The organism is Streptomyces fildesensis, assembly GCF_016107395.1.
Classification (GTDB): domain Bacteria; phylum Actinomycetota; class Actinomycetes; order Streptomycetales; family Streptomycetaceae; genus Actinacidiphila; species Actinacidiphila fildesensis.
Map to the genome: position 1 here is coordinate 330,579 of NZ_JAAIKO010000002.1, position 15,017 is coordinate 345,595.

Annotated in this window: 16 protein-coding genes; 13 read left to right on the plus strand and 3 right to left on the minus strand. The window is 70.0% G+C overall.

Annotated features, from left to right (window positions below; all coding sequences use genetic code 11):
* The first annotated feature begins 92 nt into the window (after positions 1-92).
* Positions 93-1,373 (plus strand): glycosyl hydrolase family 28-related protein, encoded by a 1,281-nt coding sequence (locus tag C6N31_RS05250; protein WP_232484795.1) that lies wholly within the window; start codon positions 93-95, stop codon positions 1,371-1,373.
* Between the two features lie 21 nt (positions 1,374-1,394).
* Here the strand turns inward: C6N31_RS05250 and C6N31_RS05255 are convergent, their stop codons facing one another.
* Together C6N31_RS05255 and C6N31_RS05260 are read right to left on the minus strand one after the other, a co-directional pair.
* Positions 1,395-2,111, minus strand: coding sequence for an ABC transporter permease (locus C6N31_RS05255; protein ID WP_187145279.1), 717 nt, complete (start codon positions 2,109-2,111; stop codon positions 1,395-1,397).
* Between the two features lie 86 nt (positions 2,112-2,197).
* A complete protein-coding gene (locus C6N31_RS05260) occupies positions 2,198-3,139 on the minus strand; it encodes an ABC transporter ATP-binding protein (protein ID WP_138356347.1) in 942 nt (313 codons plus the stop codon).
* Positions 3,140-3,341: 202 nt separating this feature from the next.
* Here C6N31_RS05260 and C6N31_RS05265 point away from each other — a divergent pair, with 202 nt between their 5' ends.
* The 11 genes from C6N31_RS05265 (at position 3,342) to C6N31_RS05315 (ending at position 12,601) form a co-directional block, all read left to right on the plus strand.
* Entirely contained in the window at positions 3,342-4,142 is an 801-nt protein-coding gene (locus tag C6N31_RS05265; RefSeq protein ID WP_244809126.1) for a helix-turn-helix transcriptional regulator, read from the plus strand.
* Entirely contained in the window at positions 4,139-5,560 is a 1,422-nt protein-coding gene (sufB, locus tag C6N31_RS05270) for a Fe-S cluster assembly protein SufB (RefSeq protein WP_138356348.1), read from the plus strand. Before C6N31_RS05265 ends, sufB begins: the two co-directional genes overlap by 4 nt.
* Positions 5,561-5,664: 104 nt before the next feature.
* The gene (gene sufD / locus C6N31_RS05275; RefSeq protein WP_138356349.1) at positions 5,665-6,831 is read left to right on the plus strand and encodes a Fe-S cluster assembly protein SufD; all 1,167 of its coding nucleotides are present in this window, start codon (positions 5,665-5,667) and stop codon (positions 6,829-6,831) included.
* On the plus strand, positions 6,831-7,169 hold the full coding sequence (locus tag C6N31_RS05280; protein ID WP_138356350.1) for a non-heme iron oxygenase ferredoxin subunit: 339 nt from the start codon (positions 6,831-6,833) through the stop codon (positions 7,167-7,169). The genes sufD and C6N31_RS05280 overlap by 1 nt, the downstream gene beginning before the upstream one ends.
* A gap of 7 nt (positions 7,170-7,176) precedes the next feature.
* Positions 7,177-7,944, plus strand: a complete 768-nt coding sequence (gene sufC / locus C6N31_RS05285; protein ID WP_138356351.1) for a Fe-S cluster assembly ATPase SufC — start codon at positions 7,177-7,179, stop codon at positions 7,942-7,944.
* A complete protein-coding gene (locus C6N31_RS05290) occupies positions 7,941-9,197 on the plus strand; it encodes a cysteine desulfurase (RefSeq protein ID WP_138356352.1) in 1,257 nt (418 codons plus the stop codon). Before sufC ends, C6N31_RS05290 begins: the two co-directional genes overlap by 4 nt.
* 10 nt (positions 9,198-9,207) lie before the next feature.
* Positions 9,208-9,663, plus strand: coding sequence for a Fe-S cluster assembly sulfur transfer protein SufU (gene sufU / locus C6N31_RS05295; protein ID WP_138356353.1), 456 nt, complete (start codon positions 9,208-9,210; stop codon positions 9,661-9,663).
* The gene (locus C6N31_RS05300) at positions 9,660-10,034 is read left to right on the plus strand and encodes a metal-sulfur cluster assembly factor (protein ID WP_138356354.1); all 375 of its coding nucleotides are present in this window, start codon (positions 9,660-9,662) and stop codon (positions 10,032-10,034) included. Before sufU ends, C6N31_RS05300 begins: the two co-directional genes overlap by 4 nt.
* 230 nt (positions 10,035-10,264) lie before the next feature.
* Positions 10,265-11,587, plus strand: coding sequence for a hypothetical protein (locus C6N31_RS05305; RefSeq protein WP_138356368.1), 1,323 nt, complete (start codon positions 10,265-10,267; stop codon positions 11,585-11,587).
* A gap of 61 nt (positions 11,588-11,648) precedes the next feature.
* Positions 11,649-11,969 carry a DMT family transporter gene (locus C6N31_RS05310; RefSeq protein WP_138356355.1) on the plus strand — a complete coding sequence of 107 codons (321 nt, stop codon included), beginning with the start codon at positions 11,649-11,651 and terminating at the stop codon, positions 11,967-11,969.
* The gene (locus C6N31_RS05315) at positions 11,969-12,601 is read left to right on the plus strand and encodes a TetR/AcrR family transcriptional regulator (RefSeq protein ID WP_138356356.1); all 633 of its coding nucleotides are present in this window, start codon (positions 11,969-11,971) and stop codon (positions 12,599-12,601) included. The genes C6N31_RS05310 and C6N31_RS05315 overlap by 1 nt, the downstream gene beginning before the upstream one ends.
* 19 nt (positions 12,602-12,620) lie before the next feature.
* Here C6N31_RS05315 and C6N31_RS05320 read toward each other — a convergent pair whose 3' ends face one another.
* Positions 12,621-13,511: a winged helix-turn-helix transcriptional regulator gene (locus C6N31_RS05320; RefSeq protein ID WP_138356357.1), complete on the minus strand. Its 891-nt coding sequence runs from the start codon at positions 13,509-13,511 to the stop codon at positions 12,621-12,623.
* Between the two features lie 106 nt (positions 13,512-13,617).
* Between C6N31_RS05320 and C6N31_RS05325 the strand changes: the two genes are divergently transcribed.
* Positions 13,618-14,922 (plus strand): MFS transporter, encoded by a 1,305-nt coding sequence (locus tag C6N31_RS05325; RefSeq protein WP_138356358.1) that lies wholly within the window; start codon positions 13,618-13,620, stop codon positions 14,920-14,922.
* Positions 14,923-15,017 lie beyond the last annotated feature (95 nt).

Consider the following 15,017-nt stretch of genomic DNA (forward strand, 5'->3'; position numbering starts at 1 on the left):
CGTAAGCGGCAGCTTGTGCAACTTTTCACGAGGGGGTCAGGAGGCGCCCGGCACACTTAACATCGAGCGGAGAAACCGCGACTGGGGGAAATATGACAACCGACAAGAGCGGTTCGGTCAACCGGCGGAGAATGCTCTACGGGGGCGCCGCGGTGGTCGCGGGGGCGGGCATCGCGGGATACGCGAGCGGGGAGTGGAACGCGCCCGCGGCGGCGTCGGGGAACGCCGACCGTCCCGGTGTGGCGGACGTCATGGCGGACTTCGGGGCCAAGGGCGACGGAAAGACGGACGACAGCGCGGCCTTCGCCGCCGCGTACGCGTACGCCGAGTCGCGGATCTCGGGCGGTGTGGGGCACACCGTGATCGACGTGCCGCCGGGGGTGTACCTGGTCACGAAGCCGGGCGCGCTGCTCGCCGGCGACAAGGCGGACAAGCGCGCGAGCGGCCTGCGGTTCCGGGGCGCCGGGATGCGGATCAGCGAGATCGTCTTCGCGCCGAAGTCGGCCAAGGACGCCTACCTGTGCCGCAACAACAACATGTGGAGCAACATCTCGTTCGAGGGGCTGCGCTTCACCTCGGGCACGCCCGGCGCCTCGTTCTTCTCCTCGTACTCCACCGGCTGGGCCCAGAACTACCGCTTCTCCGAGTGCGAGTGGATGGGGGAGTGGGAGTACGGCCTCGCCCTGGACGGCAGCAACAACAACTCGGAGATGCGCTGGGAGGCCTGCCGGGTGGGCGGCGCCTACCGCAAGGCGTTCCTGTACTCCGGGCTCTCCAAGCGGTCGGAGAAGCGCGAGCAGCAGGACCAGTTCCTCAACTACTGGTTCACCGACATGACGGTCACCTACGACTGGGGCAACTTCCTGGAGTTCCCCTACGGGGGCTCGATCACCTGCCGCAGCGGCAGCTACATCATCACCGGCCGCCGCCCCACGCCCCATCCGGAGTACGGGTTCGAGAGCGCCTTCTTCCGTTTCCCGCGCGCCTCGCACTTCGACTCCGTGCAGCGCTTCCACGCCGAGGACATCCGCTTCGAGATACGCGACCCCGCGGTCGTGGTCATCGACTGCGAGTGGAACAGCGGCACGGTCCACTTCAACGACTGCGACGACACGTCCCAGTCGTACAAGCAGTACTCGGACGGCCTCACCGCGCACCGCTACAACATCGGCGCGAGCGGCCCGCTGGTGCGGTACGACATGTGCCAGCTCTCCGGGGCCCACCAGTACCGGCCCACGGCCGGTGCGCAGCTGCCGACCAGCGTCCGCTACGACATGTGCCGGATCGTGGACCACGCCGCGGACGCGTTCGTCGCCGCGGGCTCGCACGACAAGAAGTTCGCCCGCTTCGTCGACTGCATCATGCCGGGCTGAGGAGCCCTTCCGGCGGGCCCGTCACTCCCACTTGAAGAAGCGCGCCGCCGCGCCGAGCCCCACGACCGCCCACACCAGCAGGATCGCGAGATTGCCCCAGGGCATGCCCGCGCCGTCCCGCAGCACGTCGCGCAGGCCGTCGGACAGGGCGGAGACCGGCAGCAGCCGCAGCACGTCCTGCGCCGCGCCCGGGAACCTGTCCAGCGGCACGATGATCCCGCCGCCGACCAGCAGCAGCAGGAAGACGAGGTTCGCGGCGGCGAGCGTCGCCTCCGCCTTGAGGGTGCCGGCCATCAGCAGGCCGAGCCCGGAGAAGGCGGCGGTGCCCAGCACGAGCAACAGCACCACGAAGAGCGGGTTTCCGTGCGGCGACCAGCCCAGCGCGAACGCGATCGCCGTCAGCAGCACGATCTGCAGCACCTCGGTGACCAGCACCGAGCCGGTCTTCGCGGCCATCAGCGCCCAGCGCGGCAGCGGCGAGGCGCCGAGCCGCTTCAGCACGCCGTAACGCCGCTCGAAGCCGGTCGCGATGGCCTGGCCGGTGAACGCGGTGGACATCACGGCGAGCGCCAGGACGCCGGGAGCCAGGAAGTCGACGGCCTTGCCGGAACCTGTGTCGACGATCGGGACGGCGCTGAACAGGACGAGCAGCAGTGCCGGGATCACGACGGTCAGCAGCAGCTGCTCACCGTTGCGCAGCAGCATCTTCGTCTCGAACGCCGTCTGCGCGCCGATCATGCGGGACAGCGGCGCCGCGCCCGGGTCGGGAACGAATGTTCCGCCGGCCCCGGATGCGGTGTCCGCCGCCGTGTTCTCTGCCGTCGTCACGCGCGCAGCTCCTTGCCGGTCAGGTCCAGGAAAACGTCCTCAAGGGTGCGGCGCTCGACCGCCAGCCGGTCCGGCATGACGCCGTGCTGCGCGCACCAGGAGGTGACGGTGGCGAGCAGCTGGGGATCGACGGCGCCCTCGATCCGGTAGCTGCCCTGCGTCAGCTCGGCCGCCGCGGTGCCGTCCGGCAGCGCCTTGAGCAGCGAGACGAGGTCGAGGCCGGGGCGGCCGGTGAAGCGCAGGGTGTTCTCGGCGCCGCCCCGGCACAGCTCCTCGGGGGTGCCGTGGGCGATGGACCGGCCGTGGTCGATGATCACGACCTGGTCGGCGAGCTGTTCCGCCTCGTCCATGAAGTGGGTGGTGAGGACGACGGTGACCCCGTCGGCGCGCAGCTCCCGTACGAGATCCCAGGTGGCGCGGCGGGCCTGCGGGTCGAGCCCGGCGGTGGGCTCGTCGAGGAAGACCAGTTCCGGCCGGCCGACGACGGCCATGGCGAGCGCGAGCCGCTGCTGCTGGCCGCCGGACAGCCGGCGGTACGGGGTGCGGCCGCAGGACTCCAGGCCGAGCCGCTCGATGAGCAGCGCGGGATCCACCGGGCGGGCGTGCAGCGCGGCGGTGTGCCGCAGCATCTCCTCGGCGCGCGCCCCCGGGTACACGCCCCCGGACTGCAGCATCACTCCGATGCGCGGCCGCAGGGCGGCGCCCTCGGTGGCCGGGTCGAGGCCCAGCACCCGGACGCTCCCGGCGTCGGCGCGCCGGTAGCCCTCACAGGTTTCGACGGTGGTGGTCTTGCCCGCGCCGTTCGGCCCGAGCACGGCGGTCACCGAACCGGCCGCCACCGTCAGGTCCAGACCGTCCACCGCGGACTTGTCGCCGTACCGCTTGACCAGGCCGGCGATCTCGACCGCCGGTGACTGACTGGTGCTGCCGCTTCGCATGCCTGTGAGTCTAAGGAGCGCCGGTCGGTGCCCTGAACCCGCCCGGGGCGGGACGCCCGGCGGCCGGACGGAATGCGCGGGGAAAAGATCTTGATTCAGTAATTCCGCAGGTCAACTTAGGTTTGCCTAAGTGACGAACTCCACCGGGAGTGGAATCCGGCATGGGTTGCCGGGGCCCGATGAATTACGCAACAATGAAGTTGTGAAAAACGTCGGCGCGGCCCAGGAGGAGCAGACGACCGGGGAGCGGAGTACCCGCAACCGGGTCGCCCGGTCGATCCTGGACCACGGTCCTTCGACCACCGCCGACCTGGCGGAGCGGCTGGGCCTCACCCAGGCCGCCGTCCGCCGCCACCTGGACCATCTCGTCGCGGAGAACATCGTCGAGCCGCGTGAGCAGCGGGTCTACGGGGCACGCACCCGAGGACGCCCCGCCAAGGTCTTCTCGCTCACCGACTGCGGGCGCGACGCCTTCGACCAGGCCTACGACCAGATCGCGGCCGACGCGCTGCGCTGGATCGCGCAGTCCGCCGGCGGCGGGGAGACGGGCGATGCCGCGGTCACCGCGTTCGCCCGGGCCCGGGTCGCCAAGCAGGCGGACCGCTACCGTGCCGCCGTCGAGGCGGCGGACCCCGCCCAGCGCACCCAGGCGCTCGCCAAGGCCTTGAGTGAGGACGGGTACGCTGCTACCACCCGCAGTGCGTCGGCCGTCTCCGGCGCGCGGGAGCCCGCCGGCGAGCAGCTGTGCCAGCACCACTGCCCGGTGGCGCACATCGCCGAGGAGTTCCCGCAGCTGTGCGAGGCGGAGGCCGAGGTCTTCTCCCACGTGCTGGGAACCCACGTCCAGCGGCTGGCCACCATCGCCCACGGCGACGGCGTCTGCACGACGTACATCCCGCAGCACCCGCAACACCAGCAAAAACAGCAGGCCGGTACCGCAGTGAATACCAATACCGCAGTGAATAACGCATCCGCCAGTACGGCCGGGAGGAACCCCGCATGACTGCTCCCACGGAGACCACGCACCCGGAACTCGATGGGCTGGGCACGTACGAGTTCGGCTGGTCCGACTCGGACGCCGCCGGTACCAACGCCCGGCGTGGAATCAACGAGGATGTCGTGCGCGACATCTCCGCGAAGAAATCCGAGCCGGAGTGGATGCTGAAGCTGCGGCTCAAGGGTCTGAAACTGTTCGGCAAGAAGCCCATGCCGACCTGGGGCTCGGACCTCAGCGGCATCGATTTCGACAACATCAAGTATTTCGTGCGCTCCACCGAGAAGCAGGCCGCTTCCTGGGAGGACCTGCCCGAGGACATCAAGAACACCTATGACCGGCTGGGCATCCCGGAGGCCGAGAAGCAGCGTCTCGTCGCCGGTGTCGCCGCCCAGTACGAGTCCGAGGTCGTCTACCACCAGATCCGTGAGGACCTGGAGGAGCAGGGCGTCATCTTCCTCGACACCGACACGGCGCTGAAGCAGTACCCGGAGATGTTCCAGGAGTACTTCGGCACCGTCATCCCGGTGGGCGACAACAAGTTCGCCTCGCTGAACTCGGCCGTGTGGTCCGGCGGATCGTTCATCTACGTCCCCAAGGGCGTGCATGTCGACATCCCGCTGCAGGCCTACTTCCGTATCAACACGGAGAACATGGGCCAGTTCGAGCGGACGCTGATCATCGTCGACGAGGACGCCTACGTCCACTACGTCGAGGGCTGCACCGCGCCGATCTACTCCTCGGACTCGCTGCACAGCGCCGTGGTCGAGATCATCGTGAAGAAGGGCGGCCGCTGCCGCTACACGACCATCCAGAATTGGTCGAACAACGTCTACAACCTGGTCACCAAGCGCGCGGTCGCCTACGAGGGCGCCACGATGGAGTGGGTCGACGGCAACATCGGCTCCAAGGTGACCATGAAGTACCCGGCCGTCTACCTGATGGGCGAGCACGCCAAGGGCGAGACCCTGTCCATCGCCTTCGCGGGCGAGGGCCAGCACCAGGACGCCGGCGCGAAGATGGTGCACATGGCGCCGAACACGTCGTCCAACATCGTCTCCAAGTCCGTGGCGCGTGGCGGCGGCCGTACCTCCTACCGCGGTCTCATCGAGATCGGCGAGGGCGCGGCCGGAGCCAAGTCCAACGTGCTCTGTGACGCCCTGCTCGTCGACACGATCTCCCGCTCGGACACGTACCCGTACGTGGACGTCCGTGAGGACGATGTCTCCATGGGCCACGAGGCGACCGTCTCCAAGGTCTCCGACGACCAGCTCTTCTACCTGATGAGCCGCGGTATGACGGAGTTCGAGGCGATGGCGATGATCGTGCGCGGCTTCGTTGAGCCGATCGCGCGTGAGCTGCCGATGGAGTACGCGCTGGAGCTGAACCGCCTGATCGAGCTGCAGATGGAAGGCTCCGTCGGCTAGTACGACGTCACCGTACGGGTGCGCGAGCGCACCCGTACGGTCCGACGGCCTGTCCACCAGCGACGCGACGACGTTCATCCAGAAAGAGAGCAGTACGACAAGCCATGGCTGACAACATCCCTGCCGGCAGCACCACCGAAGGTGCCATCACGGTGGGTCACCCCGCCGATGCCCGGGTCAGCGCCGCGCCGTCCTACGACGTGGCCGACTTCCCGGTGCCGCACGGTCGCGAGGAGGAGTGGCGTTTCACTCCCCTGGAGCGGCTGCGCGGCCTGCACGACGGCACCGCGAAGGCGAACGGCGGCCTCCGGGTCGACGTGACCGCCCCCGAGGGCGTCACCGTCGAGACGGTGGACCGCACCGACGCCCGCGTCGGCAAGGCCGGCAAGCCCGCGGACCGGGTCGTGGCCCAGGCGTTCAGCTCCTTCGAGAAGGCCTCGGTCGTCTCGATCCCCAAGGACCTCGTGCTCACCGAGCCGGTCCGGATCGCTGTGCACGGCGAGGGCGGCACCGCCTACGGCCACCAGGTCATCGAGATCGGTGCCTTCGCCGAGGCGGTCGTGGTCATCGACCACACCGGTGACGCCACGCTCGCCGCCAACGTCGAGTACCTGATCGGCGACGGCGCCAAGCTCACCGTCGTCTCGGTCCAGGACTGGGACGACAGTGCGGTGCATGTCGCCCAGCACACCGCGCTGGTCGGCCGCGACGCCCGCTTCAAGTCCGTGATCGTCACCTTCGGCGGCGACCTGGTCCGGCTGCACCCGCGGGTCATCTACGGTGCCCCGGGCGGCGACGCCGAACTGTTCGGCCTGTACTTCACCGACGAGGGCCAGCACCAGGAGCACCGGCTCTTCATCGACCACGACACGCCGCACTGCCGCAGCAACGTCACGTACAAGGGCGCGCTGCAGGGCAAGGACGCGCACGCGATCTGGATCGGCGACGTCCTCATCCGCGCCGCCGCCGAGGGCACCGACACCTACGAGCTCAACCGCAACCTGATCCTCACGGACGGCGCGCGGGTCGACTCGGTCCCGAACCTGGAGATCGAGACCGGCGAGATCGCCGGTGCCGGCCACGCCTCGGCGACCGGCCGCTTCGACGACGAGCAGCTCTTCTACCTCATGTCCCGCGGCATCCCGACCATCGAGGCCCGCCGGCTGGTCGTGCGCGGCTTCTTCGGCGAGCTCGTCCAGCAGATCGGTCTGCCCGACCTCGAAGAGCGCCTGATGGCGAAGATCGACGCGGAGCTGGAGGCGTCCGTCTGATGGCCACGGCCCAGGATGCCCAAGGTTTCGTCATCGCCTGCTCGCTGAGCGAGCTGGAGGACGACACGCCCAAGCGCGTCGAGATCGGCAGTACGCCGGTGTCCGTGGTGCGCACCGAGGGCGAGGTGTTCGCGATCAACGACATCTGCTCGCACGCGAACGTCTCCCTCTCGGAGGGCGAGGTCGAGGACTGCCAGATCGAGTGCTGGCTGCACGGCTCCAGCTTCGACCTGCGTACCGGCAAGCCGTCCGGGCTGCCCGCGACGCGACCCGTACCCGTATACCCCGTAAAGATCATCGGCGACGACGTGCTCGTCTCCGTCACCCAGGAGTCCTGAGGCACCCATGGCAACGCTTGAGATCCACGACCTGCACGTCTCCGTCGAGGCCGAGAACGGCCCCCGCGAGATCCTCCGCGGCGTCGACCTGACCGTGAAGCAGGGCGAGACGCACGCCATCATGGGCCCCAACGGCTCCGGCAAGTCCACCCTGGCCTACTCGGTGGCCGGCCACCCGAAGTACACGATCACCAGTGGCACCGTCACGCTCGACGGCGAGGACATCCTCGCGATGACCGTCGACGAGCGCGCCCGCGCCGGCCTGTTCCTCGCCATGCAGTACCCGGTCGAGGTCCCCGGAGTCTCGGTCTCCAACTTCCTGCGCACCTCGGCCACCGCGATCCGCGGCGAAGCTCCCAAGCTCCGCACCTGGGTCAAGGAGGTCAAGTCCGCGATGGAGCAGCTCCAGATGGACCCGGCCTTCGCCGAGCGCAACGTCAACGAGGGCTTCTCCGGCGGTGAGAAGAAGCGCCACGAGATCCTCCAGCTGGAGCTTCTCAAGCCGAAGATCGCGATCCTGGACGAGACGGACTCCGGTCTGGACGTCGACGCGCTGCGCCAGGTCTCCGAGGGCGTCAACCGCGTCCGCGAGACCGGTGAGGTCGGCACGCTGCTGATCACCCACTACACCCGCATCCTGCGCTACATCAAGCCCGACTTCGTTCACGTCTTCTCGAACGGCCGCATCGCCGAGTCCGGCGGCGCCGAGCTGGCCGACAAGCTGGAGAACGAGGGCTACGAGGCATACAGCACGAAGGGCGGCGCTTCCGCGTGACACCACTGCATGGCCTCCTCGACACCGAGGCGATCCGCAAGGACTTCCCGATCCTGGACCGCATGGTCCACGACGGCAAGAAGATCGTGTACCTGGACAACGCTGCGACCTCGCAGAAGCCGCGCCAGGTGCTCGACGCGCTGAACGCGTACTACGAGCAGCACAACGCCAACGTCCACCGTGGCGTGCATGTGCTCGCCGAGGAGGCCACGGCGCTCTACGAGGGCGCGCGCGACAAGGTCGCCGCGTTCATCAACGCGCCGAGCCGTGACGAGGTGATCTTCACCAAGAACGCCTCGGAGTCACTCAACCTCGTCGCGAACATGCTGGGGTGGGCCGACGAGCCCTACCGGGTGGACCGCGAGACCGAGATAGTGATCACGGAGATGGAGCACCACTCCAACATCGTTCCGTGGCAGCTGCTCTCGCAGCGCACCGGTGCGAAGCTGAAGTGGTTCGGGCTGACCGACGACGGCCGGCTCGACCTCTCCGACATCGACCAGGTGATCACCGAGAAGACGAAGATCGTCTCGTTCACCCTGGTCTCCAACATCATGGGCACCATCAACCCGGTCGACGCGATCGTCCGGCGTGCCCAGGACGTCGGCGCACTGGTCCTCATCGACGCCTCGCAGGCCGCGCCGCACATGCCGCTCGACGTGCAGGCGCTCGGCGCCGACTTCGTGGCCTTCACCGGCCACAAGATGTGCGGCCCGACCGGCATCGGCGTGCTGTGGGGCCGCCAGGAGCTGCTCGAGGACCTGCCGCCGTTCCTCGGCGGCGGCGAGATGATCGAAACCGTCTCGATGCACTCCTCGACGTACGCCCCGGCGCCGCACAAGTTCGAGGCCGGCACCCCGCCGATCGCGCAGGCGGTCGGGCTGGGCGCGGCCGTGGACTATCTGACCGCGATCGGTATGGACAAGATCGAGGCCCATGAGCACGCCATCACCGAATACGCGGTGAAGCGCCTGCTGGAGGTCCCGGACCTGCGGATCATCGGCCCGACGACGGCCGAGGACCGGGGCGCCGCGATCTCGTTCGTGCTGGGTGACATCCACCCGCACGATGTGGGCCAGGTACTGGACGAACAGGGCATCGCGGTCCGCGTCGGACACCACTGCGCGCGCCCGGTCTGCCTGCGCTACGGAATTCCCGCGACCACGCGGGCGTCGTTCTATCTGTACTCCACCCCCGCGGAGGTAGACGCCCTCGTCGAGGGACTGGAGCACGTACGGAACTTCTTCGGGTGAGGGCTGACTGGTGAAGCTGGATTCGATGTACCAGGAAGTGATCCTGGACCACTACAAGCACCCGCACGGGCGTGGCCTGCGCGACGGTGACGCCGAGGTGCACCACGTCAATCCGACGTGCGGCGACGAGATCACGCTGCGGGTCAAGCTCGACGGCTCGAAGATCGTGGACGTCTCCTACGAGGGCCAGGGCTGCTCGATCAGCCAGGCCAGCGCCTCGGTGATGAACGAGCTGGTGGTCGGGCGCGAGCTGGACGAGGCGATGAAGGTCCAGGAGGTCTTCCTGGAGCTGATGCAGTCCAAGGGCAAGCTGGAGCCGGACGACGCGATGGAAGAGGTGCTGGAGGACGCTGTCGCGTTCGCCGGTGTCTCCAAGTACCCAGCGCGCGTGAAGTGCGCCCTGCTGAGCTGGATGGCGTGGAAGGACGCGACCGCACAGGCGCTGTCCGAAAGGGAGTCCGCATGACCGACAACGCAGAAGTGGCCGAGGTCGAGGCCGAGGCCGTGTCCGCAGTCACCACCAAGCCGGCTTCCGAGGAGGAGGTCCGCGAGGCGCTGTACGACGTCGTCGACCCCGAGCTGGGCATCGACGTCGTCAACCTGGGCCTGATCTACGGCATCCACGTCGACGACTCGAACGTCGCGACGCTGGACATGACGCTCACCTCGGCGGCCTGCCCGCTGACCGACGTCATCGAGGACCAGGCGCGTTCGGCGACCGACGGACTGGTCGCCGACCTCAAGATCAACTGGGTCTGGATGCCGCCGTGGGGCCCGGACAAGATCAGCGACGACGGTCGCGAGCAGCTGCGCGCGCTCGGCTTCAACATCGGCTGAGCACGCACCGCACCACCGGTACCACCGGACGGCCCGCACGCCTCGCGCGTGCGGGCCGTCCGCCGTTGTTCGCCGGATGTATGCCCTGCGGGGGTCCCTCGTTGTCGGCCGTGCCCGAGGGTTTGCCACGACATCAGCGACGTCGAAGGGCACTCCTCGTGCAGCCTTACGTTTCCCCGTCCGTCCGCAGGGCCGGTCTGGCCGCGGGTGCGGCTCTCGCCCTGGGCGCCATGGGCCTCGCCGCTCCCGCCCCCGCGCACGCCGCGAGCTACGGCACGCCGGTCATCACGCTGTCCGCCGCGTACCTGTCGGGTGCCGTCGGTGCGACCGGCGACCCGGTGGTCACCGCGACGGTCTCGCAGAGCGGCGCCGACGCCTCGGCGCTCACGGTGGCCGCCTCGGCCAGCTCGAAGTCCGCCGTCGCGGGCACGGGCGACGTCACGGTGACGGGGACCGGCGGGGCCCGCCGGGTCGCGGTGGCCGCGCACGGCTCCGGCTACACCGATCTGACGCTGAAGGTCACCGGTCTCGGCGGCAAGACCGCGACCAAGACGCTGCACTACGCGGCCTCGCCGGCGGTCCAGTTCGCGGCGGACACCCGCTACTTCACCGGTTCGAGTGACGCCTCGGCCGCGGTGGACGTCGGCGGCGGCTACGCCGTCGTGGCCGACGACGAGTCCAACACGCTGCGGCTGTACGACCGCGCCGCATCCGGGGCGCCGGTGCACACCTGGGACTTCAGCTCCTCGCTCGGCGTCTCCAAGGAGATCGACATCGAGGCGGCGGCCCGGGTCGGCAACACGATCTACTGGACCGGCTCGCTGGGCAACAACAAGGACGGCGAGATCAAGCCCGACCGCGCCACGCTGTTCACCACGACGGTGACCGGCTCGGGCGCGAGCACCCAGCTCGCGCTGGGCGGCAAGTACAAGGACCTGCGCGCCGACCTGATCGCCTGGGACAAGGCCAACGGCGACCACTACGGCTTCGCGGCCGGCGCCGCCTCGGGCGAAGTGCCCAAGCAGATCGACGGGTTCAACGTCGAGGGCCTGGAGTTCGCGCCCGGCAGCACCACCACCGCGTACATCGGCTTCCGCGCCCCGCTGGCCCCGCACGTGCCGGGCGGCAAGGCGCTGATCGTGCCGGTCACCAACATCGACAAGGTGATCACCGGCACCAAGGCCGTCTTCGGCGCCCCGATCGAGCTCGACCTGGGCGGCCTCAGCATCCGCGACATCCGCAAGAACGCCGCCGACCAGTATCTGATCGTGGCCGGCTCCTGGGCCGCCGACGACAACAGCGACCCGTACGCGCTGTACTCGTGGGACGGCGTCCCGGGCCACGCCCCGGTCCAGCGGGTCCAGTTGCCGACCACCGACGCGGGCGGCTGGGAGGCCGTCGTGGACGTCCCGGACCTGACCGTGCCGGGCGCCCGCGCGCAGCTCGTCACCGACGACGGTTCGGCCGACCTGTACGGCGACGGCACCGACGCGAAGGACCTCACGCACGCGGAGTGGAAGAAGTCCCGCGCGACCTGGTTCACGGTGAGCTGACCCGGCCGCCGGTTCCGACTCATGTGTACGGGCGTACGCATCGTTGCGTACGCTGGTACACATGGGGTACATCATGCTGGGCGGCGCCATCATCGCCGAGATACTCGGAACCACCGCGATGAAGTACAGCGACGGCTTCAGCAGGCTGTGGCCGTCGGCGATCACGGTCACCGGCTACGTCATCGCCTTCGCGCTGCTCGCGCAGACGTTGAAGACGGTCGAGGTCGGGACCGCGTACGCGATCTGGGCGGGCGTCGGCACCGCGATGATCGCGGCGATCGGGATGGTCTTCCTGGGGGAGGCGGCGAACGCCGCGAAGGTCCTCGGGGTGCTGCTGGTGATCGCGGGCGTCATCGTGCTCAACCTCGGCGGGTCGCACTGATGGCCCGCCGCTACGACCCCGACCGGCGCCGCCGCATCATCGACGCCGCGATCCGGGTGGTCGGCGAACGCGGCATCGCCGGGCTCAGCCACCGCTCGGTCGCCGCCGAGGCGGACGTCCCCCTCGGCTCGACCACGTACCACTTCGCGACCCTCGACGACCTGCTCGTCGCCGCCCTCCGCCAGGCCAACGAGGGCTTCGCCCAGTCCATCAAGGACAGCCCGCTCTTCGCGGATCCGAGTTCCGGGCCGGGGGCCGGGCCGGGCTCAGAGCCGGGCCCAGGGCCGGTAGCCGGGCCGGGGGACGGGCTGGAATCCCGGGTCGAACCGGCCACGCCGGCCGCTGTCGCGGACGAGCTGTCCCGGCTGCTGGAGGTGTGGCTCTCGGGCGACCGGACCCTGATCGAGCTGGACTACGACCTCTACCTCGCGGCCCTGCGCCGCGAGGCGGTCCGCCCCATCGCGGCGGAATGGGTCGACCAGGCCACCACCCTCCTCGCCACCCACACCGACCCGGCCACCGCCCGCGCCCTGATCGCCCTCATCGACGGCATCTGCCTCCAGGTCCTCCTGACCGGAGGCACCTACGACCGCGCCTACGCCCGCGAAATGTTCGGCCGCCTGCTCGGCTGACGCTCCGGTCGGTGCGGTGTCAGGGCCGGCTGTGGGTGCGGACGGTGGTCAGGGCGGTGTCGATGCTCTGGGTGATGTCGGTGATCGGGTAGATCACCTCGCGGATGACGCGGTCGGCGTCGATGACCAGGGTGAGGCGTTTGAGGCGGGTGGTGCCGCCGGCGCGGAAGGTGGGGAGGCGGAGGGCGGCGGTGAGGGTGAGGTCCGCGTCCGAGAGGAGCGGGAAGCGCAGGCGCTCCTTGGCGGCGAAGGCGCGCTGCTCGTCCGGGCGCTGGCCGCTGACGCCGTGCACCGCGGCCCCCGCCGCGGTGAAATCGGCGAGGCGGTCGCGGTAGGTGCACGATTCGAGGGTGCAGCCCGTCGCGCCCGGGATGCCGGCCCACCCCGGAGGGTAGGACTCGGGGCGGGCGTACGCGCCGGGAAAGCAGTACAGGACGGTGAACGCGGCGTCCGCGACCGGGTCGTGGGCCATGCCGTCCGCCCCGGGAAGGGTCAGTCGCGGCACCCGGGTGCCGATCAGGTCGTGGACGCGTCCGGCCTCGCGGGAGCCCTCGGCCGCGGTGGCGGTGGTGACGGGGGGCTCTCCGTCCCCGAGGATCCAGGCGTCGCCCCAGTCCTGGAGGGCGACCAGCACGGGCAGCAGCGCCCGGCCGCGCGGCGTCAGCCGGTACTCGTGGCGGACCGGCCGTTCCTGATAGGGCTCGCGGGCCAGCACCCCGGCGTCGACCAGCAGTTTCAGCCGTTCGGCGAGCACCTTGCGGGACATGCCGAGTTCGCGCTGCAGCTCGTCGAAGCGGTGCACGCCGCGGGCGCAGTCCCGGACGATCAGCAGCGTCCACCAGTCGCCGACCACGTCCAGAGCCTGGGCGATGGCACAGTTCGCGTCCCCGAGGTCGGTTCGCCGGGCCATGCGACACCCCCTGTCCTCCGGTCCGTTCCGGATACGCCGTTGACCGTGGCGTCCCATCCTGCCATGGTCAGTTCCCATAAGGAACTCATTCGGGTGGGGAGACGGCATGGCGAGCGGGGCGCGGGGCGGCGGCGGGATACGGGGCGGCGCGATACGGGACGTACCGAAGGTCGTGTGGCTGCTGGCCGCGGGGACGTTCGTCAACATGCTCGTCAGCTTCACCTTCGTGTACCTCTTCGTGTACCTGACCGGTCAGCGCGGGCTCGGCGTGCCGCAGGCCGGGCTCATCGCGGGCGCGGGCGGTATCGGTCTGGTCGCAGGCAACTTCACCGGCGGCTGGTTCGGGGACCACTACGGCCACCGCCGCACCATGCTCGCCGGAGCGTTCGTCTCCGGCCTCGGACTCGTCGCGCTGCCCGTCCTGCCGACGCCCGCCCTGATCCTGGTGCTGCCGCTGTGCCAGTACGCGAGCGGCACCGTCCGCGCCGCGAACGCCGCGCTCGTCGCGGTCTCCGTACCCGAGGGGGCGCGGCGGCAGGGCTTCGCCGTCCACCGTTTCGCGGCCAACGCCGGCTTCACCGTGGGTCCGCCGCTCGGCGCGCTGCTCGCCGCGCACTTCTCGTACGGCTGGCTCTTCGTGGCCGACGGCCTCGGCACCCTGGCCTTCGCCGGCTACGCGGCCCGCGTCCTGCCGGCGCACGTCGCACGCCGCCACCGGGCCTCCGTGCCGGCGGACGCCCCCGGGCTGTGGACGGCGCTGCGCGCCCGTCCCGCCGTCCTCGTCCTGCTCGCCGCGATCGTCGTCGTCGACACCGTCTACCGGCAGCAGTACTCGACCCTGCCGGTCTTCCTCGCCGACCACGGCATCGGCACCGGCGTCTACGGCTGGCTGCTCGCCCTCAACGGCGGTCTGATCCTCTGCCTGGAACTGCCGGCCGCCGTCGGGCTGCGCAAGCGCGCGCCCCTGAAGATCATCGGCGCCGGGCTGGTCCTCGTCGGAGCCGGCTTCGGCGGCCTCGCCGCCGGCGCGTACATCGCGACCGCCGTGCTCATGATGCTGCTGGTCACCGGCGGCGAGATCCTCTACAAGACCCCCGCCTCGGCCTATGTCGCCGACAGCTCGCCCGCGCACCTCCAGGGCCGCTTCCAGAGCCTGTACGCCGGCGCCTCGATCAGCGGCGCCGTCCTGGGCCCGCCGCTCGGCGGCGCGCTGTACTCGGCGGCGCCGGGGCTGCTCTGGCCGGTGTGCGGCGCGCTCGCCGCGCTGGCCGGGGCGGCGGTGCTGACGGCGGGGGCGCGGGAGCGGCGGTCCATGGACAAGGCACTCGTGTCGTCGCCGTCCCCTTCGCCGTCCTCGTCACCGTCCTCGTCACCGTCCCCGTCGCCGGTCCCGAGCGAGATCCAGACCTGACCGCCTTCCTCCCGGCACCCTCGGCCACGACGCCTCCGGCGGAAACCCGGTTCCGCATGCCGGGCCGGTTGGGCATCGGGCGTGACCAGCGGCTA